Source organism: Microcoleus sp. Pol10D4 (assembly GCF_036701555.1).
GTDB lineage: Bacteria > Cyanobacteriota > Cyanobacteriia > Cyanobacteriales > Microcoleaceae > Microcoleus.
Genome location: NZ_JAUBRA010000062.1, coordinates 1 through 25860 on the forward strand (window position 1 = coordinate 1; position 25860 = coordinate 25860).

Annotated in this window: 16 protein-coding genes; 10 read left to right on the plus strand and 6 right to left on the minus strand. The window is 43.7% G+C overall.

Features of this window, described 5'->3' with window-relative positions:
• Positions 1-669: 669 nt before the first annotated feature.
• Positions 670-1389, plus strand: coding sequence for a glycosyltransferase family 4 protein (locus QUA36_RS24390; protein WP_333459366.1), 720 nt, complete (start codon positions 670-672; stop codon positions 1387-1389).
• 187 nt (positions 1390-1576) lie between these two features.
• Here the strand turns inward: QUA36_RS24390 and QUA36_RS24395 are convergent, their stop codons facing one another.
• The 4 genes from QUA36_RS24395 to QUA36_RS24410 all read right to left on the minus strand — a co-directional run bounded on the left by QUA36_RS24395 (position 1577) and on the right by QUA36_RS24410 (position 5521).
• Positions 1577-2092, minus strand: coding sequence for a serine acetyltransferase (locus QUA36_RS24395; RefSeq protein ID WP_333164677.1), 516 nt, complete (start codon positions 2090-2092; stop codon positions 1577-1579).
• A 144-nt stretch (positions 2093-2236) separates the two neighbouring features.
• Positions 2237-2818, minus strand: a complete 582-nt coding sequence (locus tag QUA36_RS24400; protein WP_333459367.1) for a serine acetyltransferase — start codon at positions 2816-2818, stop codon at positions 2237-2239.
• Positions 2819-3013: 195 nt separating this feature from the next.
• Positions 3014-4024: a glycosyltransferase family 2 protein gene (locus tag QUA36_RS24405; RefSeq protein ID WP_333459368.1), complete on the minus strand. Its 1011-nt coding sequence runs from the start codon at positions 4022-4024 to the stop codon at positions 3014-3016.
• A gap of 213 nt (positions 4025-4237) precedes the next feature.
• Entirely contained in the window at positions 4238-5521 is a 1284-nt protein-coding gene (locus QUA36_RS24410) for a glycosyltransferase (RefSeq protein ID WP_333459369.1), read from the minus strand.
• Between the two features lie 342 nt (positions 5522-5863).
• Here QUA36_RS24410 and QUA36_RS24415 point away from each other — a divergent pair, with 342 nt between their 5' ends.
• The 3 genes from QUA36_RS24415 to QUA36_RS31435 are packed head-to-tail and all read left to right on the plus strand — an operon-like array spanning position 5864 to position 6811.
• Positions 5864-6217 carry an IS630 transposase-related protein gene (locus QUA36_RS24415; protein WP_333459370.1) on the plus strand — a complete coding sequence of 118 codons (354 nt, stop codon included), beginning with the start codon at positions 5864-5866 and terminating at the stop codon, positions 6215-6217.
• Positions 6214-6555, plus strand: a complete 342-nt coding sequence (locus QUA36_RS24420; RefSeq protein ID WP_333459371.1) for a transposase — start codon at positions 6214-6216, stop codon at positions 6553-6555. The genes QUA36_RS24415 and QUA36_RS24420 overlap by 4 nt, the downstream gene beginning before the upstream one ends.
• Positions 6551-6811, plus strand: a complete 261-nt coding sequence (locus QUA36_RS31435; protein WP_445301452.1) for a transposase — start codon at positions 6551-6553, stop codon at positions 6809-6811. The genes QUA36_RS24420 and QUA36_RS31435 overlap by 5 nt, the downstream gene beginning before the upstream one ends.
• A gap of 34 nt (positions 6812-6845) precedes the next feature.
• Here QUA36_RS31435 and QUA36_RS24425 read toward each other — a convergent pair whose 3' ends face one another.
• On the minus strand, positions 6846-7763 hold the full coding sequence (locus QUA36_RS24425; RefSeq protein ID WP_333459372.1) for a histone deacetylase: 918 nt from the start codon (positions 7761-7763) through the stop codon (positions 6846-6848).
• 77 nt (positions 7764-7840) lie between these two features.
• Between QUA36_RS24425 and QUA36_RS24430 the strand changes: the two genes are divergently transcribed.
• The 4 genes from QUA36_RS24430 (at position 7841) to QUA36_RS24445 (ending at position 17000) form a co-directional block, all read left to right on the plus strand.
• Positions 7841-8350 carry a hypothetical protein gene (locus QUA36_RS24430; RefSeq protein WP_333459373.1) on the plus strand — a complete coding sequence of 170 codons (510 nt, stop codon included), beginning with the start codon at positions 7841-7843 and terminating at the stop codon, positions 8348-8350.
• 851 nt (positions 8351-9201) lie between these two features.
• A complete protein-coding gene (locus tag QUA36_RS24435; RefSeq protein ID WP_333459374.1) occupies positions 9202-13902 on the plus strand; it encodes a response regulator in 4701 nt (1566 codons plus the stop codon).
• Positions 13868-15895 (plus strand): adenylate/guanylate cyclase domain-containing protein, encoded by a 2028-nt coding sequence (locus QUA36_RS24440; RefSeq protein WP_333459375.1) that lies wholly within the window; start codon positions 13868-13870, stop codon positions 15893-15895. Before QUA36_RS24435 ends, QUA36_RS24440 begins: the two co-directional genes overlap by 35 nt.
• Positions 15896-16109: 214 nt before the next feature.
• Positions 16110-17000, plus strand: a complete 891-nt coding sequence (locus QUA36_RS24445) for an alpha/beta fold hydrolase (protein WP_333362746.1) — start codon at positions 16110-16112, stop codon at positions 16998-17000.
• A gap of 606 nt (positions 17001-17606) precedes the next feature.
• Here the strand turns inward: QUA36_RS24445 and QUA36_RS24450 are convergent.
• On the minus strand, positions 17607-18488 hold the full coding sequence (locus QUA36_RS24450) for a Cof-type HAD-IIB family hydrolase (protein ID WP_333459376.1): 882 nt from the start codon (positions 18486-18488) through the stop codon (positions 17607-17609).
• Between the two features lie 366 nt (positions 18489-18854).
• On the opposite strand from QUA36_RS24450, the gene QUA36_RS24455 reads away from it, so the two are divergent.
• Positions 18855-24383 carry an ATP-binding sensor histidine kinase gene (locus QUA36_RS24455; RefSeq protein ID WP_333459377.1) on the plus strand — a complete coding sequence of 1843 codons (5529 nt, stop codon included), beginning with the start codon at positions 18855-18857 and terminating at the stop codon, positions 24381-24383.
• Positions 24384-24431: 48 nt separating this feature from the next.
• Positions 24432-25844: an adenylate/guanylate cyclase domain-containing protein gene (locus tag QUA36_RS24460; RefSeq protein ID WP_333459378.1), complete on the plus strand. Its 1413-nt coding sequence runs from the start codon at positions 24432-24434 to the stop codon at positions 25842-25844.
• Positions 25845-25860: the final 16 nt, after the last annotated feature.

The following is a 25860-nucleotide window of genomic DNA, read 5'->3' on the forward strand; positions in this document are numbered from 1 at the left end:
AGGTAGGCACAGATATTTTTCCTACACTGAATGTATGATAATCCTTAGTCATTAAAGCCAGAACTGCGGAATGTGGGATTCAACAAGCTCTCTCTATTGATGGCTCCCTTTTTTCCCCTAGTTGAGCAATTACCTTCTTTCTTCACACTTTACTGTACGGATCGAGGAGCCAGCCATACATTTTTTTACTCTGCGAACAGTGGAATTACCCTGACTGTAAAGTCCGCATGGTTGTTCCGAATTGCGAGCCGTCATGTCGCAGACCGAATCTTGTAGAATCTGTACCCAGATACCTCAAATCGCTATATTACCGCAACGCTGACGGACCTAGAGATTGTACAGAAAAGCTTTTTCTCAGAGATCTCAAGAATTTTGATGCAGTTTACTTGTAGTCTAACACTTCGATCGAAACCTTTAGGAAAGTGAAGCAACAGAGAAAACCCATTTTTTGGGAGCGGATCAACTGCTATACAAAGCAGGCAAAATTTATTATTGATGATGCTTCCAGCCGCTTGGGAATCGCTCCCTGGCGTTGCTGAATAGAAGTATGAATTTAAGTTTTCGGAATGGCTATAAGCCAAGTAGAGTGAGTTTTGTAACATCAAGTGAAAAGTTTATTCATACCGTGAATCAGCAACGCCCGCTCCCCAACACAAAATTACTGCTGATATGATTCAGCAAGAGGAGGAAGAAATTAATTTGGCTGATTTCATTTTTTGTCCGAGTCCCGAGGTCAAAAAATCTTTTATGGGAGCGAGAGTTCCCGAACATAAACTGATCCTTACCAGTTACGGGTGGTCTCCCAAGCGCTTCCCGAATTTTTCGACCGACAAGCCACTGTCAGACACGATTACTGTTATCTTTGTGGGCAGTGTTTGCGTCAGAAAAGGAGCTCATTTGCTGTTGCGGGCTTGGGAAAAAGCGGTAATTAAAGGCAGACTACTGCTTTGCGGAAGTATGGAGCCAGGAATTGCTGAAACTTGCAGCAGAATTTTAGCACGCTCAGATGTAATTCATAGGGATTACACCAGCGATATTGCCCTTGCTTATCGCGAAGCTGACTTTTTTGCCTTTCCCAGTATCGAGGAAGGTAGTCCGCTGGTTACTTATGAAGCGATGGCTAACGGTTTGCCAGTTCTAACGTCCCCTATGGGAGCGGGTGGCGTTGTCCGAGATGGCAAAGAGGGCATAATTGTTTCGCCCTATGATGAAGAAGCGCTAGTGACGGGCTTGCAACAATTAGCAGGTTGTGCCGAGTTGCGGCTTCGGATGAGTGACTCTGCCCGATCGCGGGCACAGGAATTTACGTGGGAAAAAGTTGCACGGAGGCGCGCTGAGTTGGTACTCGAAAGATTGAAACCCGCTGGAAAAGTGAGGGGGAAAACTTGAGGTTTTGGATCTCCGGCGACTGAAAGCCGCGGGTTTTTGTTAATTTTTGAATCCCAAATCTTAGCTGTTGGCAACCACTCCAATTTTTTTCAATTTTTACTTATTGAATTCAACTACTGAGTAGTTCTTGTAATTTAATAAAAATCGAGCTAATTTGCTGTTTTTTCTGCGACTTCTATAATTTTTATCAGACTTTAGGGGTCTTTTTTTCGATAATTTTTGCGGGAATTCCCACTGCGGTTGCACCTGGTGGCACGTCACAAATCACCACAGCATTCGCACCAATCAAAGCATGATCGCCGATCGTTACGGAGCGAATAATTTTCGCTCCTGCACCAATATCGACGTGACCGCCGATTTTGACATCAGCAACAATTGTCACCTGTTGAAGAATCAGACAGTTAGGGCCAATGGAAGCACTGGGATGAATGACAATGCCATTAGGATGAGGCAGCAGCAGTCCTCCTTGTATTTGGCAATTTAAAGGGATGTCTGTTGCAGTTACAACGCTCCAGAATCGATACTCGATGATGTTCAAACGGCATAAAAAATAGCCTAAAACCCCACCCTGCTTCTGCCACTTTTGATAGTTGCGGATAGATTTGAGCAGTTGGCGACTGGGTTCCCACCACTTGCTAGATTTTTCGCGGCTCCAGTCTGCTTCTGTAGCAGAAACGATTGGCTTAGTGATTGACTCAACCATTGTTTGTGGAATATTTTGATGATGTTGACAATTGTGCCTATTTGTGAAGTTTAGCTTAACAGGCATCTCTAACTTGAGTAGCTAGATTGATTGAATCTCCGCAGAGTTATAGGAGGAAGAAAAAGGCACAAGAAAGACAATGATTTAAGTATTGTTTTCAGCAGGGCGGGATTTGATAATTTTGGCTGGGATACCAACGGCAGTTTGACCGGCTGGAATATCTGATAAAACTACAGCATTGGCACCGATATTTACGTCGTCTCCCAAGTTTACTTTTCCGAGGATTTTTGCACCGGCGCCGACGTTAACCCGATCGCCCAATTGAGGGGATTCTAGCGGTTTGTCCAAATAGCGGTTTCCCAACGTTACACCTTGGCGGATAATGCAGTCGTCGCCGATTTTACAATATCCGTGAATAATAATAGCGTTTTGATGTTCAATCACCACGCGACGACCGAGCTTCACAGTGTAAGGCAAGTCTATCCCGTAACTATTGCGGACTTTTCGGTAGAGTGCTCGATAAATAATGCTCAAAGGAGCTCGCAGTAATTTAGGTTCTACCTGCATTCTCCAGACGCCAAAACGCTGCACTGCTACGGCCCGAAATCCCGGTTTTGTCCAATCTCGACCATGAGCAATCCAGTCTTCTTTAATTTGCTGCCACAGTCCCAGGCCGGGGTCTTCTACTTGATTTTCACTGGTGATTAAGTTTTGCTCAGTGACCATAAGCTATAATTCACACTATTTCTTGTTTACTCTATTGCTAGATGCCGACGATATTAATGGGTATATCAGGTTTTTGAGGAAGGAGCAATCCGGTTTTATCGATCAAGAATACTAATTTCTCTGCTGCATCATAAAATATTTTGCTTGCCTAGGTTAACCTCGTTTAGTTGGCTTTGACCGATTTACCAACTCCCTTTAAAAGTTTTTGGATTTTTCAATCTTACCCCCCTTTAAAAATACACTATTTAATACAAAATCCCTCAGTAATTGTGGTGGATCGCCATCTGGTTTGCCTTGAAGTACGCGGCGCACCCTCCAGGCTGCAAAACCCGAAGCCCAGGATACATCAGTTAATGCTGTGTAAACCAAGCCGTAATTTTTGATAAAGTACCTACGCCGGGAATCAAACCAATAGGTAGGCAGCCGCTTGGCGGGCTTTTTGGTGTCAGTGACGCCTGAGCTTTGGCCGACTAAGTGGACAACGCGACTTTCGGGTACGTACCAGCAACTCCAGCCAGCTTTGTTCGCTTGCAGACAAAAGTCCATTTCTTCGCAGTACATGAAATAAGCTTCATCCATCAAGCCAATCTTTTCAAATACTTCGCGACGGACGATCATGCTGGCTCCAGCTACCCAATCAGTTTGACAGGTTTCTTGGGAAATAGGAGGCGCTGCGGCCCAGTTGGCTAATAACTTGGATATAAAGCCTGTGCGCCAACCAAAATCGAGTTCGGTCAAGAGGTTGTGAAACCGAAAAGCTGACTCCTGGGGGGTACCGTCGGGGTCTTCCAAGCGGCTGCCGGCGATGCCGGCTTCGGGGTGGGAGTCCATGAAATCGACGAGGGCTTTTAAGGCACCGGGGCGAACAATGGTGTCTGGGTTGAGCAGCAGGAAGTAAGGGGGGGGATTGGTGGATTGGAGGGCGGGACGGATCAGGGCGTTGTTGCCGAAGGCAAATCCGCCGTTGCGGTCTAGGGGAACGAAGGATGCCCATTCATTCCAGCCTTCTGAGGCGATCGCACTACTAATTTCTTCGACGGAGCGATCGCCTGAAGCATTGTCGCCAACTACAACTCGCATACCGGGCAGCGATTGAACTTCGCTAACTAGAGAGCGCAAGCAGTCAATTGTCAAACTAGAGGTTCGGTAGTTAACAATGACAACCAGCAGTGGATAGGGGTGATTGGACTCGCTGGCCTTCGACATAAGTACCGTTGTTTGTTTAACAACTTTTTAGCTCAAGTTGTACCCATCTGGCAAGCTGGAGCGATCGCCCTCCTGCAGGTATTGCCTAAGTAGATGAGTGGGAAAATACACAAGTAGTCAAAAGCGAGGGTCACTCCGTGAAACGAAGCAATCCCAAAGGTTATGGCAGCTTTACATTCGGTTACACAGCCAGGTTTATTTGCGCCTACCTACTTACTTTTTTGATTGCTCCAACATCATTAACAAAAGCTGCCACCGCTGCCGGTGCATTTCTTCGTGAGTCAGGCTGCGAGAATATTTCAGGCCTGCCATGCCCATATTTTGAAGTAGGCTCAAGTTTTCTCCCGAGTGTTTGAGCAAGTTTGCTAAAGCAACGGGGTCATTGCAATTACCGATCAAGCCTGTGATGCCGTTTTCGATGCAGTCGCGGAGTCCGGCTGTGTTGTTTGCCAGTACCGATACAGCCTGGGAATAAGCATCGTATACTATTCTGGGCTGTTCGTCTGAGGTGCTGGGAACCACAACAGCATGATATTGTTGCAGCCGGCTGAAGAATTCTCGGCCGTAAGGAATAGTTCCCAAAAGTTCGATCTGTACCGATTTTTGCATCGCCTTGCTGGCTGCTTGGCAGTTGCTTAACAGTTCGCCTTCACCTAGTATGTCCAGCTTGACGGCAATGTTTTCCTCGTCCAAGATTTTCATTGCTTCTAGGAGAACTAACAGGCCTTTCCCTGCAATCAATCTGCCCGCAAATAGAATTTTTAGTTGTTTGGGCGAGGCAGACAGTTTTTCGTGCCATATTTTTGTCGCGTCTGCTTCCGAAATAATATTTTCTTCATCTATCCACGAAGCATGAATTATCTGACTTTGTTTGTGTCGTTTGGTTAATAAACTTTGCCGATATTCTGCCTGTGTAAAAATTGTCAAGTCGGCGTTGTTGACGCACCAGCGACTCAATGTTTCGTATATGTAAGCTTTAATTTTGGCTTTAATGCTGGCAGGGGTGCCCGGTAGCAGCCGCCACGGTGCGGACTCGACTATGAGCAGGTATGGTTTCCGCTGTATCAGGACTATTGGCGTCACTAACCATGCCATCGGAATCGGCCAGCCTGATACGCCGCCACTATGTACGATATCGGAAGATGCGATCGCGTCCCAAAGCTGGGCAACCGTTGCCGGCAGCAGCAATATTGCTTTTGCCAAGCTATCTGCGGAGGGAAGGTCAATAAATTTAGCATCAGCAAATGATGTTTCCGAATCCACCTGTATTGTATTTTGTGGGGGAGTTTGTCGCACGCCCGGAGATGCTAGCGTGAAGTTTTTCAAATACTTGAAGTGTTGGGTTAGGTCTTTAGCCCACATTAAATCGATATACCTGCTGCCTTTGGAATCGTAGAAGGATTTGATGTTGATGACGAGCAGGTAGCGCTTGTCTATGGGCATCAAAGTCGGTTCTTTGGCCCCATCTTCTCTGATACTTAACGAGTTTGATTCCATAAAATACACTACGATTGAACGCCATATATCTATTGTAAGAGACTGTTGGCGAATCCGCAGGGGGTGTTACCCCTCACCTCTGGAACGCAGCATTTTCGTTCGCTATTGGTAGTTAATAGCTATATGGTCAATTAGACATTTACTCTAGACTCACTATTTTTATGGGTGAGGGGTCAAGCCCTTTATTGATTCGCAAACAGTCTCTTGTAATGCCACTTTAGCCAGTTTTTAGTAAAAATTTATACCTTAAACACGCAATATCGCCAAACAATACTGAAGTGAATTTTACAGCACTTCCGGGTGTTATGAGGTACAATAAGAATAGATTAAAAAAATACATCAATGAAAGCATATTCAGTAGATTTGCGGACAAAAATAGTAGCAGCCCATCAAGATCAGAAGCTGTCGATCAGAAAAACAGCAGCGATATTTTCCGTCAGTAAAAGCTTAGTTCAGAAACTGGTCAAGCAACAAAAAACAGAGGTAAATTTACAGCCGAAACCCAGGGGGAAACCGAGATACAGTCATTTGAATAATTCCACAGCTTCTTTGAGAGAAATAGTGGCAGCACATCCCGATGCAACCTTACTAGAATTGTGTGAGTTATTTGCCCAGAAGACGGGAAATTGGGTGGGTAGAACAGCCATGTGTAACGCCTTACAAAAGTTGGGATTAAATCGTAAAATAAAACAGTGAGAAGTAGCCAAGCCGGCACTGAAAGAGTCATGAAATTAAGGTTAGAGTATTGGGAAAAAGTCAAGCATATCGACCCCAAAAATCTAGTCTTTTTAGATGAGACTGGGGTATTGCTAGGTTTAACCAGAACTCATGCACGTTCCCAACGAGGAACGAGAGCCTATGCAGTCAAACCTTTTTATCGGGGCAAGAAAGTCGCAGTAATTGGTGCAATTAGTTTCCAGCGAGTAGTGGCATTAATGACCATAGACAACTCGATGGATAGCCAAGCATTTGAGGTGTTTATCGACAAATGCTTAGTGCCACAATTGTGGTCGGGAGCAGTAGACGTGAATTGATAACTTACCAGCGCATAAAGTAGATTCAATTAAGCCCATGATTGAAGCGGTGGGTGCTTCTATCTTGTGTTTGTCCCCCTACTCTCCTGATTTTAATCCAATTGAATTATGGTGGTCGCAACTCAAATCTTTATTGATCCAGTTTTCACCAACCACCACTAAAATGGTTGACACCATAATTGCTGTGGCTCTTGACTTAATTAATCCGAAACATCTTAAAAACTGGTTTACTAATTGCTGCTACTGTACCTCATAACATCCGGAAGTGCTGTAAATCTCGCCGCTCTGGATCAAAGTCGATACTGCCTATAGGCTTGACTGGCAGCTCGGTGCAGCAGCGAATGCCGATAAACTAACCCCTTAGCGTCATCGCAATAGCCTCCGCCAATCACGCAGGCAACGGGATAGCCACCAGCCAAACACGCCATCAAAACTTGCATTTCCCGGCGAAATAAGCCCGTATCAGTTAAAGCTAATTTTCCCAGTTTGTCACCGTGATGAGGGTCTACTCCAGCATCGTACAAAACTAAATCTGGCTTGACATTTGAAAGCAAATCTGGTAGGAATTTATCCAAGGTTTGTAAATATTCGTCGTCCTCCATACCGACAGGCAAAGGTACATCTAAATCGCCCTTTTGTTTAGTGCCGGGAAAATTGACTTCGCAGTGCATCGAGAAAGTAAAAACGCTGCTGTCATCTTGGAAAATTACGGCGGTTCCGTCTCCTTGGTGGACATCTAAATCGACAATTAAAACTTTGCGAACTAAACCATTTTTTTGTAAGACGCGAGAGGCGATCGCCAAATCATTAAAAATACAAAAACCAGACCCAAAAGCAGGGAAGGCGTGATGAGTTCCGCCCGCAGTATTGCAAGCCAAACCGTAGTCTAAAGCGAGTTTGGCAGTTAGTACAGTTCCTGCAACCGCAGTGCAAGTGCGGTTGGCCAGGGCCCGACTCCAAGGCAGACCAATTCGCCGAGTCGCTTTGTTATCCAGCGTCCCGTTGCAGTAAGCTTGAACATAGGAGTGGTCGTGGACTAATTCAATCCATTCTTGAGGGGGAAGTTCGGGAGCGTGAAATTGCGATTTATCTGCTACCCCGTCCGCCAGCAGCATCTGGTAAAGCATCCGAAACTTTGCCATCGGGAAGCGGTGATCCGGTGGCAGAGGTGCAACGTAATCTTCGTGGTAAATAATTGGTAAGTCCATTAAAATTATTGTATAACGAATGAATCTCCAATTGAACACCTGCAATCTCAAATTTAAATTCGCTGGAGAACCTGTATATGCAACAACTAAAAACAGTCTGGCAGTCCGGCAGCACCGACCCCGAAAATGCTGAAAATCTCGATAATATTAGTCAGTGGTGGGCAAACCTGAACGGCAAAGAAATTAGCTGGGTAGAGCGACTGATTCCGCAAATCGGCGGTCTGAGCGAAATTCACTGGCACCCCCAGCGTTTTGACGAAACATTTGTGATAGTCAATCCCGAAATTCGGGAGGAAACTCTCTATTGGTACAAACCCGATTCCCCTGTCCAACGTAACAACACTGTTGACAAACTAGAACTTGACAACTTGCAACAGCAATTGTACATCTATCCTCAGTTGGAAACGGAACTGGTAATTCGCGTAGGAATTCCCGAAGTTAAATATCAAACACTTGAATTAAACAATCCCGAAATCGCCTTGGGCCAAGATAATCTGCTGCTGCTGTGGGAATCTGACCAAGAACTAGAAATTAAAATTTACTTTAGCAGTGAAAATATTGCTAAACTTAAGGAATTGCTGGCATAGAAAAGACCGAGAAAATAGTTTATATGGTAGGCTTTGGGTGCGGGGTGGATTGCTATATACTCTTAGTTACCTATAAATATCTTAAGACTGATGGGCGGGTGGGTCAAAACCGAGGTTTTTCACAGCCATACTTTGTTGCAGCGAAAAGAGTAAAAAAAACTGTTTCTTCCCCTCGCGGTATGTCCAGGTGTTTATCTCTGCTAAAACCCTTTGAATGTGGCAGCATAATGTCCAGAAACTTGCGTTATCCTCCTGGGACTTTTAATGCTAAAGTCAAGCAAAAAACTGTCCTGCCCGCATCAACCGGGTTGAACGAAAATACTTTGTCCTAGCTTTTGAACAAAGTTAAAAAACCCGCTTGCTTTGGTCTGGAGTGCCCAAGCGATGATTGTTTTTCGGCATACTTAATTTGTACCGCAAAAAAGGCGATTTGTTTTGACAATAAACTGTGGTTAAGTAGGGTCAATACTTCGGACAGTTTTTTAACGGCCCTGTAAGCCTTACAGAGAAAGCCCTGCCATTTTTAACGCATTTTAGGAAACTTAGGGCTGGACTTAAACCTTGAAATAATAGTCCACCATATAGCCAGTCTGGGTTTCGGACACTCGATTAGATATAAAACTGTCCGAAGTATTGTAGGGTTAATTTGAGTGAAAACTTAAGACAAGCAACCAATAAGTTTAAAAAAAAGAAGGTGCGTTAGTTGATGGCTAATATCTAAAGTTAATCCTCTATTTGCTGAGTTTGAAAATATTTAATAAATAATGATGATGATCGGAAGCAATCGCTAAATTTATTAAATAATCAATCTGCTTTTAGCACTAAAAACATCACAATGACCCGAAAAAAAAATGATATTTGACAAAGAAAGTATTCACATTTTAATTATTGATGATCAGCCCCACAACCTGCGGTTTATATCAAACATATTGACGAAAGAAGGGTATAAAGTTCAGCGGGCGATTTCGGGAGAAATGGCGGTCAATGCTAATTTAACCGTTCTCCCGGACTTAATTTTGCTAGATATTGCCATGCCCAAAATGAACGGATATGAAGTATGTGCTAGACTGAAATCCAACGAGAAAACGAGGGAAATTCCGGTTATTTTTTTGAGTGTTTTTGAGGAAATTTTTCACAAAGTCAAAGCTTTTGAAGTCGGCGGTGTTGACTACATTACTAAGCCTTTTCAAGTGGAAGAAGTTTTAGTGCGGATCGAGAGTCAATTGACTATACAACAGCTATCAAAACAATTAAAACAGCAGAATGCCCAACTGCAACAAGAGGTAGAATTTCGCAAGCTAACAGAACAATCACTCCGGGAAAGCAAAGCGCGGTTGCAGAAATTGGCGGTCAATATACCGGGAGTTCTTTATCAATTTATCAAGAAGCCCGATGGAAGTTTTAAGTTTGAATATATTAGTTATGCTTGTCGGGAGATTTACGAATTAGAAAGTGAGGAAATATTAAAAAATCCCGATTTTTGCTTCGATCAAAATCATCCAGATGACCACGAATATCTGGTAAAACAAATTGCTACTAGCGCCCAAACTTTAGAACCTTTTGCCTGTGAATGGCGGATTATTACACCGTCGGATAAACTCAAATGGCTGCAATCTAATTCTCGACCAGAAATGCGCGATAATGGCGATATTGTTTGGTATGGCGTACTTTTTGATATCACCGATCGCAAGCACGCAGAAATAGAAATGGCAGGAGCTAAAGCTGCTTTAGAACGGCAAATTCAGCGAGAATTGCTGATTGCAAAAATAACTCAAGAAATTCGCTCAAGCTTGCAGCCAGAACAAATATTTCAAATAGCTGCAACTCAAATCGGTCTGGCATTCTGCGTCAATCGCTGTTTGATTCATACTTACGTTACTACTCCCCAAGTCGATATTCCTCTGGCGGCAGAGTATCTCGAACCGGAGTGTGAATCTATTCGGAATGTACCTGTTCCAATTTGGGGCAATCCTCACATCATACAAATGATGATACAAGATCTGGCGATCGCCTCCAACAATGTTTATTCAGACCCTCTGTTGCAAGCTGTTCAACCGATTTGCCAGAAGGTTGGGTTAAAATCGATGCTGGCAATTCGCACTTCTTACCAAGGCAGGGCAAACGGTGCTATCTGTTTGCACCAGTGCGATCGTTACCGGGAATGGACTTCCGAGGAAATCGACTTATTAGAAGCTGTGGCGGCTCAAGTAGGACTCGCTATCGCTCAAGCTAAACTAATCGAACGAGAAAAAAACCGAATTCAGCAGCTCGATCGGCAAAATAAAGTGCTGCAAGCAGAAATTCGCACCCGCGTCCGTGCCGAGCAAGCTCTGCAAGAATCGGAAACAGAATTGCGGGCGATTTTTGCCGCCATGACTGACACAGTTTTAGTGAGAAATGCAGAAGGGCGCTGCATCAAAATCGCCCCGACAGCATCAACAAATTTGGTGAAACCTCCAAGCGAAATGATTAACAAAACAGCTCACGAAGTCTTGCCGAAACCTATAGCAGATTTAGTATTAAATGCGATCCAACAAGCTCTAAAAACGAAGCAAACCATCAATGTTGAATATAGCTTTAAAGTCGGAGAGCGCAACGTTTGCCTCGACGCTAAAGTTTCTCCGCTGACTCCAGATTCAGTGATTATTGTGGCGCGAGATATTAGCGTTCGCAAACAAACAGAATCCGCACTCAGAAAGAGCCAACACTTCATTCAAGCGATCGCCGATTCCAATCCCAACCTATTGTACGTTTACGATGTAATTGAACAGCGGAATGTTTATACCAACCGACAAATTTCTACGATGCTCGGATATACCGCCCAAGAAATACAAGATATGGGTACAGCAATGATGCCAAAATTGCTCAATCCCGATGATTTGCCAGAGTTTTTGGAAAGCGTCAAAAAAGTGGAGCAAGCCCAAGACGGTGATGTCATTGAATGTCAATACCGAATGAAACACAAAAACGGTGAATGGCGGTGGATGCACAGTTGGGATACAGTATTTCTCAGAACAGCCGATGGTAAACCCAAACAAATTCTCGGCACTGCTAATGACATCACAGACCGCAAATTAGCCGAAGAAAAACTGCTAGCATCGCAGCAAAGAATCTCATTTTTATTGCAGCAAACGCCGATCGCAGTTATCGAGTTAAACCTCAATTTAGAAATTATCACTTGGAATCCTGCAGCCGTAGCTATTTTTGGCTACAGTGAGCAAGAAGCGATTGGTCGTGTCGCCTCCGATTTGATCGTACCTGAAAGCTACCACCCGCAATTATCTGAGATGTTCAATCACGAGTTGAATGCCAAATCCAGCGGCACTACCGAAAATCTGACTAAAGACGGCAGAATTATCATCTGCGAGTGGTACAATACTCAGCTAATTGACGATAACGGTACAGCAATCGGCATTGCTTTAATGGCTGTAGATATTACCGAACGCAAGCAAGCAGAAACCGAACTGCAAGAAAGTGCTTTACGACAAAGAGCGATCGCCCGCATCATTGAAAGAATGCGGCAAACTTTAGATATCAGAGAAATTTTTCACGCCACAACCCGAGAATTGCGCCAAACCATGAAGTGCGATCGAGTCGCTATTTACCGTTTCAATCCAGACTGGAGTGGCGAATTTGTAGCGGAATCCCTTGACCGCAAGTGGGTTTCTTTCATCCAAGCACAGGAGACCGATTCTAATCTTACTGAAGGGGCTTTAGACAGCGAACTTTGCCTCGTTCAAAAATTAGATAGTATCTCACCCGAAGTCCACGATACCTATTTGCAACAAACCCAAGGCGGAGCCTACAGCCGAGGTAAAACTTACCTTTGTGTCCCAGATATTTACAAGCAAGGTTTCGATAATTGTTACGTCCACTTGCTAGAAAGATTTCAAGCTAAATCCTACATTATTGTACCAATTTTCTCTGGAAAAAAGCTCTGGGGATTATTAGCATCCTATCAAAATTCTGCTCCCCGCCAGTGGAGTGAAGCTGAAATCAACGTTGCAGTTGATGTAGGTACTCAGCTAGGAGTAGCATTACAGCAAGCGGAATTGCTCGCCCGCACTCAAAGACAGTCCATGGAACTGATTAAATCCAAAGAAAACGCCGAAGTTGCCAACCGCGCCAAAAGCCAATTTCTAGCTTCCATGAGCCACGAACTCCGCACACCTCTCAACGCCATTCTCGGTTTTTCCCAAGTCATGGCCCGCAACAGTTCTATCACGGAAGAACAAAAAGAATACATAGAAATTATTAACCGCAGTGGCGAACATTTGCTAGAACTCATTAATGATGTTTTGTCAATGTCCAAAATAGAAGCAGGTCAAATTACGATCAATCCCAGCCGCTTCAATCTCTACAACCTTCTCAACAGTCTCAAAGAAATGCTGCAACTAAAAGCCAACTCAAAAGGTTTGCACCTAATCTTTGAAAATGCCGAGGATTTGCCGCAGTACATTCAAACAGACGAAGCTAAATTGCGGCAAGTTTTAATTAACCTCCTCGGCAATGCGATTAAATTCACTCAGCAGGGAACCGTTACTTTGCGCGTCAGCAGGCAAGCTGAAAAAGACGCCACAGAAGAAGAAAAATCCCAATTGTGTTTTGAAATTGCCGACACGGGACCCGGCATTTCTCCCTCAGAAATTTCCACATTATTTAAGCCATTTGTACAAACCGAAACTGGTAGAAAATCCATGCAGGGAACTGGTCTGGGGTTGCCGATTAGCCAACAGTTTGTCCGAATCATGGGAGGTGATATTGCTGTTGCAAGCAAACTCGACCAAGGCACAATTTTTAGCTTTAATATCTGGGTTAACCTAGTAACAGAAAGTGATGAACAAGAAAAACCGCCGATTAAACAAGTTATTGCTTTAGAAGCCGGACAAGACACTTATCGGATACTAATAGTTGAAGATGTAGCGGAAAATCGCCAACTGCTGCTTAAGCTGCTGGTACCCCTGGGATTTGAAGTCCGGGAAGCAACTAACGGTCAAGAAGCAATTGCTTTGCATTCAACTTGGAAGCCGCATTTGATATTAATGGATATGCTGATGCCCGTGATGGATGGGTATGAAGCGACAAGAGAGATTAAGAAAACTCTCGAAGGTAAAGAAACAATAATTATTGCCTTAACGGCTAGTGCTTTTGACGAGCAGCGGCAAATAATTTTGTCTGCTGGTTGTAACGATTTGATATGTAAACCATTTCGGGAAGAGGTACTCTTTGAAAAGATAGCGCATCATCTCAACCTGCGTTATATTTATGAGAAAGAAAACTTATCTACTTCTTTTTCAACACCGACGCTGCTTAAAAGTTTGACCACCGAGGATTTGAGTGTAATGCCCACAGACTGGGTGGTCGAGTTGCACCAAGCAGCACTTTGTGTTGACGACAACCGCATCCTCGAACTGATCGAGGAAATTCCCGAAACTGAGGCAAATCTCGCTAACGCTTTAACAGATTTAGTCGATAATTTTCGGATAGATATCATTATCGATTTAACTCAATTATATTATGATGAACGACCATCCCTTACCAGCGACTCCTAAAGACATTCTGATCGTTGACGATATGCCGGATAATTTGCGACTTTTATCCACTATGCTGACATCTCACGGGTATCATGTCAGGAAGGCTATTAACGGACACTTGGCTTTGCAAGGGGCACAAATATCTCCTCCCGATCTAATTTTATTAGATATTAATATGCCACAAATGAACGGGTATGAAGTTTGCGAGCAGTTAAAGTTAAGCGAAAAAACTAAAGATATTCCGGTAATTTTTATTAGTGCGCTAGATGACGTGCTGGAAAAAGTTAAAGCTTTTCAAGTAGGAGGAGTGGATTATATTACTAAACCGTTTCAAGTAGAAGAAGTCTTAGCCCGCGTCCAAAACCAGCTTTCCCTTCGTTCGCTGCAATCCAAACTGCAACTGCAAGCTAAGGAACTGCACGATCGCAATTCTAGATTGCAGGAAGAAATCGCAGAACGGCAGCGGGCTGAAGAATCAATCCGGTTTTTGCTGGAAACTACGCGGGCGATCGGCGAAGCTGTAGACTTTCACTCAGCTTTAGAAGTAATTTTGCACCAAGTTGGCGAAACAATCGGATGGGATGTAGGAGAAGCTTGGATTCCCGATGCAGAAGGAACTGTGCTGCAATCTGCCCGGGGCTGGTATGCGAGCAACGCGAGGATGGATGCGTTCCGCAAGCAAAGCGAACAACTGACATTTGCCATGAATATAGGGCTGCCGGGACGAGTTTGGGCATCCAAGCAACCGGAATGGGTAGAAGATCTTTCCCGGGGCTACCCGCATTTTTTCCGAAGTCAAATAGCACTAGAACTCGGATTCAAAGCGGGTTTTGGCGTGCCGATTTTGGTAGGCGATGAAGTATTGGCAGTGCTAGTTTTCTTTAAAATTTCGTCTGGTGGGAAAGACGCCAGATTTATAGACGTTTTTAATGCGGTCGGCACCCAATTAGGTTCTTTGATTCAGCGCAAACAAGCAGAAGAATTGCTGCGTATTGCTCAAGAAAAATATCACAGCATTGTAGAAAATGCGATGGAAGGTATTTTTCAAAGCACGCCTTCAGGAGTCTATATCAGCGCTAATCCAGCTTTGGCAAAATTGTACGGTTACGACTCGCCCGAAGAACTTATGTCAGAGATTAACAATATTGCTCAGCAACTGTACGTTGACCCGGAACGCCGCCTCGAATTCGTGGCTGCTATGGATGCTGAAAATGCCGTTTCGGGGTTTGAATCTATGGTATGCCGCAAAGACGGGCGCCGGATTTGGGTATCAGAAAATGTTCGGGCTGTTCGAGATTCAAAAGGTGAGCTGCTCTACTATGAGGGTACTGTTTCTGACATTACAGAGCGCAAATTAGCGCAAGAAGCGCTAAAAGTTCAACAAGAACAAAGCGAGAAGTTGCTGTTAAATATTTTACCCAAACCAATCGCAGAACGCTTGAAGGCAGAGCAAAGCACGATCGCCGATAGTTTTGCCCAAGTAAGTGTTTTATTTGCTGATATTGTTGGCTTTACTGAGTTGTCTGCTAGAATGTCTCCGACCGAGTTGGTAAAGCGCTTGAACGTAATTTTTTCCCACTTCGACCAGTTAGCTGAAAAGTACGGTGTGGAGAAAATTAAGACTATTGGCGATGCTTACATGGTAGTCGGGGGGTTGCCTACGCCGACACAGGATCACGCCGAGGCGATCGCCCAAATGGCCCTGGGAATGCAGGCAAAAATAGCAAAGTTGTGCGCCGAGACAGGGGAAAAACTGGCAATTCGCGTTGGCATCAATTCCGGGCCGGTGGTTGCGGGAGTAATTGGTGTTAGCAAGTTCACTTATGATTTATGGGGAGATACGGTGAATGTAGCGGCGAGGATGGAAGCTACGGGTTTTGCTGGCAGCATTCAAGTTACTGATGTTACTTATGAGCTTTTGAAAGATAAGTATTTGTTTGAGAGGCGAGGCGTGATTCCGGTAAAAGGTAAGGGGGATATGATGACTTATTGGTTGCTAGGAAAAAAGTAAAAATGGGAATTGGGAATTGGGAATTGGGCATGGGGAATTGGGCATGGGGAATTGGGCATGGGGTATTACAACAAATAACATATAACCAATAACACATAACCAATAACACATAACCAATAACCAATAATTCATGACTACTGACTACTGACTACTGACTACTGACTACTGACTTCTGCTATGATGAAAGTAGTTAACGAAACTTTACATAATAGCCGTGACTGCACAACAATTAGTATCTGCAACCAGCTTTGAAAAATTAATTTGGACTTGGAAAGGTCACAAAATCCAATATACCGTCCAAGGAACCGGCCGCCCTCTGATCTTGATTCATGGATTTGGGGCTTCGATCGGACATTGGCGGCAAAATATCCCCGTACTAGCGGCCGGCGGCTATCGCGTATTTGCTCTGGACTTGCTGGGATTCGGTGCTTCCGCCAAACCAGCCCTAGATTACACTCTGGAATTGTGGGAAGAATTGCTGACTGATTTCTGGGCGGATATGGTACTAGAACCGGCGGTATTTGTCGGGAATTCGATCGGCGCTTTGCTGAGTTTGATGGTAGTCGCCAACCATCCAGAAATATCAGCAGGCGGAGTTTTAATCAACTGTGCCGGCGGGCTCAACCACAGACCGGACGAACTGAATTTCCCGCTGCGAGTAGTGATGGGGACTTTTACTAAATTAGTTCGATCGCCCCTGATCGGCCCGTTTATGTTCAACAACATCCGCCAAAAACACCGCATCCGCAACACCCTGCGCCAAGTCTACGGGAACCGCGAAGCCATCACCGACGAACTCGTAGAACTCCTGCACGCCCCCTCCTGCGAGCCCGGAGCTCAACAAGTGTTCGCCTCGATTCTGACAGCCCCTCCAGGCCCTCAACCGTCAGAATTGCTGCCCAAAGTCGATCGTCCGTTATTGGTACTTTGGGGCGCAGACGACCCCTGGACGCCGATCGCCGGCAGCCAGATTTATCAACAATTGGCCGCCAACGATAAACCAGTGAAATTTGTTTCCATTCCCAACACAGGCCACTGTCCCCACGACGAGCGGCCCAGTGAAGTCAACGCTCTGATTTTGGACTGGCTGGTAGAAGTGAAATAAAATTTTTCTGCTCAAGGCCACCCTTGGGCGATCGAGTCAAACCCTTGCATTGCAAGAGTTTTGCCTCGCTCCACCGCGCCGCCCCCCCGGTAGCAGCCGACTCAAAAAACTATTTTTGGAAAAAGTATTGACACAATTTACTGAGTCAGCTATATTGATGGACGTGTGAGGAGCGAACCAGAAGAAGCACCGAGACGAAACACGGCCAGTCGTCGGTGCTTTTTCTGTTGAAACCCGTTTTTAAGAGTTTGAAATTATTTATAATTCACATCCCGAAGATCTGTAAGCCCGCCCCGCTTTCTTCATTTCTTCCTACCCTACCCTTCGGGAACCCCTGCGGGGAATGGGAACGGCTTCGCCGAACGCGTTCTTAGCGTCTTCGCGGTTCGTTAAATAAATATTCGATGTTGCAAAAAAAGTAATTGACTGCACTTGATCTCGAAAAATCCGAAAATGTGGATTGTTTTTGATCATCAAAACTTGATTGCATAGAACTCAAAACTAGAGAGTTATATAATAATAAATTGTCGCTGGGTCGGGGCGGGTTGATATACATTTTTTCCAAATGTCGCTAAACCCGCCCCTGCGGTATTGGTGCTACAAATATCAACGATCGCCCAAAACAAATTGTTCGATCGCAGCCGCCACCCCATCTTCCTCCACATCCGGCGCCACCCAATCAGCAGCAGCCTTCACGCCATCAGGAGCATTGCCCATCGCCACGCCCACGCCCGCGTAGGCAATCATTTCCACATCATTGAAATTGTCGCCGATCGCCATCACGTTCGCCGCCTGCAAACCCAAAAGTTCCTCCGCTAAATACTGCACGGCATCTCCCTTATTCGCCGAAGGATGCGTAGCTTCAAAAAAAGTAGCAACCGATTGAGTCAAATAAAGCTCCGCAGGCGTGTAGCGCTGCCGCATACTGCTGAGCAAGCCGTCGAGTACCCCCGGATTCTCGCACAATGCCAAAACTTTCGTCGGTTCCCCCGGAAGATCTCGCCGCAAATCTTTAATCACAATTGGTTCAATGCCCGATCTTTCGGCATAAATTCGGGTAGCTGCGGTAATTTCCGGCACGTAAAGTTGATCCTCAATGTAGAAATGGATCGAAAGGAGCGATCGCAAATGCGCTTCTTCAAAATGGTCTAACAGTTGCAGAGCAGTTTGTTTCGACAGCGGCAAGTGCCGCAGCCGTTTTTGAGTAGCGTGATCTTGAATCCATGCACCCTGGTAGCAAATCAGTGGCAATGTTGAGCCGATGTCGCGGTGAAAACGCAAAGCTGAGCGGTACATCCTGCCCGTAGCGACGGCTACTTTCACTCCCCGCGACTCGGCAGCCAAAATTGCCTGCTTGACTGGTTCTCGGATGGTATTTGACAAACCTGCGATCGTGCCGTCTATATCCACTACCAGCAATTGAATGTCTGCGGTGCCAAAAGCGCGATCGGTCGCATTAGCTGGATTTGAGGCAGTTATATTCTGCATGATTTTTTTAGATTTTAGCTGTTGATTTGCACGCACCCGTTTATTTTGGCACTGGCGGGATAGCAAAGTGCGACTTCTGATTTTTTGAAGACTAAAATATAGATAACTAAATAAGCGACAAAAAAAGTATCTAGGAGGACTCTTTCGGGATGGATTTAGTTAAGCTATAGAATAGTAGCCAGTTTACTGCCGTAAAAACCGCACTCGACAGACGATATGTATTTCCACTTACTTAATAATACTTGTGGTTAAAAAGAATGCAACTCTCAGCGCGCGAGCCAAACCCTTATATCATCAATCATTCCCAATCTAAAATCTAAAATCTAAAATTGTATAACCGCATCTTTGAAATTACCCCCAACTATCATGATTTCTATTCCGGGATACCGCATTGACGGAGAACTTTATACAAACTCTCACACAGTTATTTATCGAGGTCTGCAGCTTGAGGAACAAAAACCCGTTATCCTCAAAACTCTCACGCCGCCATACCCTAGCCCAGCGCAAATATCCCAAGTGCTGCATGAATCCGAAATTCTTAAAAATTTGAATTTACCCGGAATAGTCAAGCTTTACAAAATAGAAACCTACAATCACTTTCCTGTTTTGGTTTTGGAAGATTTTGGTGGGATTTCCTTAAAAGACTTTCTCAGCAACAACCAGCTTGAGTTACAACAATTTCTGCATATTGGCATCAAACTAGCAGAAACTATTGGGCAACTCCACGAACACCACATCATCCATAAGGATATTAAACCCAGCAATATTATTGTCAATATCGAGACAGGAGATGTCAAGATTGCTGATTTTGCGATCGCCTCCCTGCTACCGGGCGAAAACCCCGCCCCCAGCCACCCCCATTTACTCGAAGGCACTCTCGCCTATATGTCTCCTGAACAAACGGGACGCATGAATCGGGCGATCGACTACCGCACCGATTTTTATTCTTTAGGCGTCACCTTTTATGAGATGCTTTGTGGCGAATTGCCTTTTCAGGCGATCGATCCTATAGAATTAGTACACTGCCATATTGCCAAAACGCCAGTTTCTCCTTGTGAAAACAGAAAGCAAAAAGTAGAAAGTAAAAGCATCAAAAGCAGAATCAATCAAGTAGGAACCAAGGAGATTCCTCAAGTCGTTTCCGATATCGTCATAAAACTCTTAGCAAAAACCGCCGAAGACAGGTATCAAAGTGCTTTCGGACTTTTGTACGACTTGGAAAATTGTCTCGTTCAACTGCAAACTACAGGCGAAATTTCCCACATAACCCTCGGCGAGCAAGATCAGTCAAATCACCTGCAAATTTCCCAAAAATTTTACGGGCGAGAAGCAGAAGTTAATATGCTTCTCAGTATCTTCCAGCGGATGAGGCGGGGCAATACAGAAATTGTGCTGATTTCGGGTTTAGCAGGCGTGGGCAAATCGTCATTAGTATATGAAGTTTACAAGCCGATTCGGCGGGAAAATGGGTATTTTATTGACAGCAAATTTGAGCAATTTAAGCGCGATATTCCCTACGCTTTTTTGCTCCAAGCTTTTCAAGATTTGTTGCGGCAAGTTTTCACAGAAAATGCCGCAGAAATCCATGTTTGGAAACAAAAAATTTTAAAAGCACTCGGTGGCAACTGCCAAGTAATTATTGAAGCTATTCCCGAAGTAGAACTGATTGTCGGGCCACAGCCCCCCGTGCCAGATTTAGGAGCAAATGAATCTCAAAATCGCTTTAATTTAGTATTTCAAAACTTCATTCGCGTCTTTGCTCAAAAAGAACACCCCCTAGTAATTTTTCTGGACGACTTGCAGTGGGTCGATTCAGCATCTCTCAAGTTAATAGAACTGCTAGCAACTGACCTGGGAACTCAATATTTATTGATAATTGGAGCTTATAGAGAGCAGGAAGTAGATACAAATCATCCTCTAATGCTGACCACCGAAGCAATTAAAAAAGCAGGCGGTACTGTGAGGGCGATCGCCCTTTCGCCTTTAGATATAAGCAGCGTCAACCAATTCGTTGCCGATACTTTGAACTGCGCCCCAGAAAAATCCCTAAGTTTAGCAGAATTGCTTTTGCGAAAAACCGCTGGAAACCCATTCTTTTTAACTCAATTAATAAAATTTGTTTACTCAAAAAAATTGATTAAATTTAAATTTTTACCCTCCAATAATGTGACCGCTCTAGCTGAACCTAACCTGTCGGGATTAGCGCAACCAATATCAGAGCAAATTGTGAAAAAATGCCATATCACAGGCGAATGGCAGTGGGATATAGAACAAATACAAGAAATGGGAATAACTGACAATGTTGTAGAATTAATGATAGATAACATTCAGAAACTTTCAGAGAATACCCAAGAACTGCTTAAATTAGCCGCTTGTATCGGGAACAAATTTGATTTAAAAACTCTCTCGACAATCGCCGAAAAACCTGTGGCGTCCGCAGAAACAGACCTCGGTGAGGCACTTCAGTCCGGTCTGATTTTGCTCGTGAATAACGCCTACAAAATTCCGATCGCACTAGCAGCAAGCACAGAAGTAACAGACACAATATCTAAAGACTTTACCGATAAATTTTCCCTACCAGTGGCTGATGTTTCGAGCGCCAATTACAAATTTTTGCATGAGCGAGTGCAGCAAGCGGCTTATGCTTTAATATCCGATTATCAAAAACAAGAAATTCATCTAAGAATAGGCAATTTTTTACTACAAAATGCACCGCCTGAGCAATTAGAAGACCATATTTTTGATACCGTAAACCAACTCAACTCTGCCAAAGGAATCATCAGCAACCAATTAGAACAATTTCAATTATGCCAATTAAATTTAATTGCAGGCCGCAAAGCAAAAGCAAGTGCAGCTTACGAACTTGCCCTCAAATATTTAACCGCAGGTATTGAATTGCTCCCCCCGGAAAGTTGGCAAACTGACTACGACTTGACTCTTGCACTCTACGAGTCAGCAGCAGAAGCGGCTTACCTCAATACCGACTTTGAACCAATGGAAAAATGGGCGAGAATTGTCCTGCAACACGCAACAAATGAACTAGACAAAATCAAAGTGTTTGAAATCAGAATCATAGCTTGTGCGATGCAAACCAAACTCCAAGAATCGGTAAAAATTGGTCGGGAAGCACTAAAAATGTTAGGAATCAACTTTCCCGAATCGCCGATTCCCCTCCACATTCAGCAAGCCATGGCTAAAACTGCAGCTTATTTAACCGAAAAAAAAATAGAAGATTTAATTGACTTGCCGATTATGACAAATCCGCACAAATTAGCAACTATGCGCGTGCTTTCCAGTATGTTGTCAGCTACATTTATAGTTGAACCTGTGCTGTTGCCGCTGATTGTGTGCGAGCAAGTGAATTTATCTATTAATTACGGAAACTCTACTTTTTCTGCCTTCGGTTATGCTAATTACGGAGCAGTTTTAAAAGGAATAGTTAGAGATATTGAATCTGGCGATCGGTTTGGTCAATTAGCTTTAAATTTGAGCGATAGATTAAATGCGTTAGAATTTAAAAGCAAAACGCTTAATTTAGTAGCATTCATTTTGATGAATGGCAAGCATCACGTTAAAGACTCTTTGCCACTATTAGAGGACGCCTATCAAAGCGCGCTAGAAAATGGGGATTTAGAATGTGTCGGATATTCAGCCGTAAATATTTGTCAGTCTTTGTATTTCATCGGTCAAGAATTGCCACAACTGGAACGGAAAATGGTAAGTTACAACCATTTGCTGTTTCAACTCAAGCAAGAAACTGTATTGACTTGGAATCAAATATATCGGCAAACTATTTTGCAATTGATGGGAAAATTGGAAAGTCCACACCTTGTATTAGGTGAAGCATACAGCGAAGAAAAATTGTTGTCGCTGCTGTTAAAAGCTAACGATCGGGTGGGACTACAGCACTTTTATTTGCAAAAATTAATACTAGCGTATTTATTTGGAGATACCGCTACAGCGCTAGAAAATGCAGCGCAAGCCGAAGTATATTTAGACGGAGTTGCAGGCTTTATTAATGTTTCTGAATACCAGTTTTACGATTCTCTAGCCCGCCTAGCAGCCTATCCATCGGCAACAGAGGAGGAACAAGAAGAGCATATTTTTTACGCTGTCAGTAACCGGAAAAAACTGCAACAAAAAGCGCTTTATGCACCCATGAATATTCAGCACAAATGCGACTTACTTACGGCAGAAAAAGCGCGCGTTTTGGGCAATGTGGTGAGAGCAATGGAATATTACGATCGCGCAATTGAAGGAGCCGAAGAAAACGGATATATACAAGTACAAGCACTAGCAGCAGAATTGGCAGGAGCATTTTATCTATCCATAGGACGAGAAAAAAATTCTAAAACTTACTTGACAGAAGCGCGTTATTGCTATCAGCGCTGGGGAGCAACAGCCAAAGCAGCGCATTTAGAATCGAAATACTCGCACTTGCTAACTTCAGGCTCGATTTCAACTAATATTGAAACTCACAAATCTACCAGCAGCGCTTCCACTACGAACGACAGTGCAGGCGTGCTAGACTTGACTACCGCAGTTAAAGCATCGCAAACCTTAGCCGGCGAAATAGTTCTAGACAAACTGCTGGCAAAAATGATGAAAATTGTTATTGAAAATGCCGGGGGGCAAAGAGGCTTTTTAATATTAGAAAAAGACGGTGAATGGGTGATTGAAGCATCAGGATCTGTAGATGTCGATCGCGTGACTGTCATGCAATCAATTCCGATAGATTTTGTAGCCAACGATCGAGAAGTAACTTTGCTGGCAGTTGCAGTTGTGAATTACGTCGCCCGCACCCAGGAAAGTATAGTTTTAAACGATGCCAGCCGCGAAGGACAATTTACTCGCACACCCTATATAATAGCCGTTCAACCTAAATCAATTCTTTGCACTCCGTTAATTAATCAAGGCCAACTCACTGCCATTCTATATTTAGAAAACAATCTGACTACAGGCGCTTTTACACAAGACAGGTTAGAAATATTAAAACTGCTGTCTTCTCAAATTTCTATCTCCATCGAAAATGCCCAACTTTACGCCAACTTGCACGAATTCAATCAGAATCTTGAAGATTTAGTACAGCAGCGTACCTCCGAGCTCTCCCAAACTTTAGAAGACTTAAAATCGGCTCAAAATAAACTGGTAGAATCGGAAAAAATGGCTGCCCTCGGAGGGTTGGTTGCAGGTGTTGCCCACGAAATCAATACTCCAATCGGCATCGGCATCACCGCCGCCTCCTTGCTTGCTGAAAAAGCCACAAAGTTTTTTGAGGTTTACAGTAACGGTCAAATCAAACGTTCTGAGTTAGAAAAGTTTCTGGATACCGCCGTGCAAAGCAGTAATATGATCTTATCTAACCTCACGCGAGCAGCGGACTTGATTCACAGTTTTAAAGAAGTAGCTGTAGATCAGTCGAGCGAGTTAAAACGCACGTTTAATGTTAAAAACTATCTAGAGGAAATTTTGACATCCTTAACCGCCAAACTAAAAAGAACTAAGCACAAAATAGAGATTAAGTGTGATGAAAATATTGTAGTGGACAGTTACCCCGGCGTAGTGTGTCAAATTGTGACAAATCTGGTGTTAAATTCCCTAATTCACGCTTACGATGGAGAAGACGAAGGAGTTCTGGCTTTTGATTTCAAACTAGATGGCGATCGGCTAATATTTGAATATGCCGATAACGGCAAAGGAATTGATCCAGAAAATCTCAGTAAAATTTTTGAACCGTTTTTTACCACCAAAAGAGGTCAGGGAGGCACGGGATTGGGACTGCACATTATTTATAACCTTGTTACTCAAAAACTAAAAGGCACAATTAGCTGCACAAGTCAAGTAAATAAAGGCACAAGATTTATGATTGAATTTCCCGCTAAAATGAGCAGTTAGTTATTAGACCGCCAACATGGATATAAGTTTTATATAGGAGAACGATATATGTCAGAAGCTAGTAAAAACCTGTTGGCTGCAGGCGATGACGAATTAATCGTGGCGGGGGACGATGAATTAATATTTGCCGAGGAAGAGGAGGCGGAAGAAAAACCGCTAGAAGAAAGTTGGAAAATCTTAATTGTAGATGATGAAATAGAAATTCATAATATTACTAAACTAGCCTTAAACGATTTTAAATTTGAAGGTAAGAGTATAACATTTATCAGCGCTTACTCAGGAAAAGAAGCTAAAGAAATAATCCAGAATAACTACGACATAGCATTGATTTTACTCGATGTAGTTATGGAAACAGAAGAAGCAGGCTTGGAAGTAGTTAAATACATCCGCGATATTTTAAATAATCAAATTGTGCGAATTATTTTACGCACTGGACAGCCCGGACAAGTACCAGAAGATGTAGTAATTGTCAGCTACGATATCAATGATTATAAAACCAAAACAGAACTTACTAACAAAAAATTATTTACCACAGTAGTCACCGCACTGAGAGCATTTAGATCACTCAATCAAATCGAATCCAGCAAAAGCGAACTCGAAAAAATTGCAGCCGCATCAGCCCGTTTTGTACCCCGTGAATTTTTAAAGTTTCTCAAAAGAGAAAGCATCGTTGATGCCAGACTAGGAGACTCTGTACAAGCAGAAATGACGATTATGTTTGCCGACATTCGCTCATTTACAAGTCTGTCAGAAAGTATGTCTCCCCGAGAAAACTTTGAATTTCTTAACTCTTACTTAAGCCGAGTTGGCCCAGTTATCCGCGAGTACAACGGTTTTATAGATAAATATATTGGTGACGGAATTATGGCTTTGTTTCCTAACAGGGCTGAAGATGCTGTGCAAGCAGCAATTGAGATGCAGCATCAAGTGAAAATTTATAACAGACACAGGCAAAACAGTGGCTATCAACCTATTTCGATAGGGATTGGTTTGCATACGGGGACTTTAATGTTAGGTACGATTGGCGAAGCGGAACGAATGGAAAGTACGGTGATTTCTGATGCGGTTAATTTAGCTTCCCGCGTGGAAGGATTGACAAAGCTTTATGGAGTTGCTATTGTAGCTAGCGTCCAAACCCTTTGCCGGATAGACGATCCTCAACATTACAAGTGTCGGTTTCTCGATCGCGTTCAAGTAAAAGGAAAACAAACACCTGTTGCTGTATTTGAAATTTACGATGGCGACTCGCCGACAATGATCGAACTAAAAGCACAAACTCAAACTTATTTTGAACAGGGAATTTTTTTTCACTACCAGCAGCAATTCGCGCAAGCAAGGCAAATGTTTCTGCGCGTTTTGCAAATCAATAAGTATGATAAGGCAGCAGCTTTTTATGCAGAACGCTGCGATATGTTGATGAAAAATGCAGTCATTATGACTCTGGAAGGTATTGAAATTTAGCTAATGGGTAATGGGT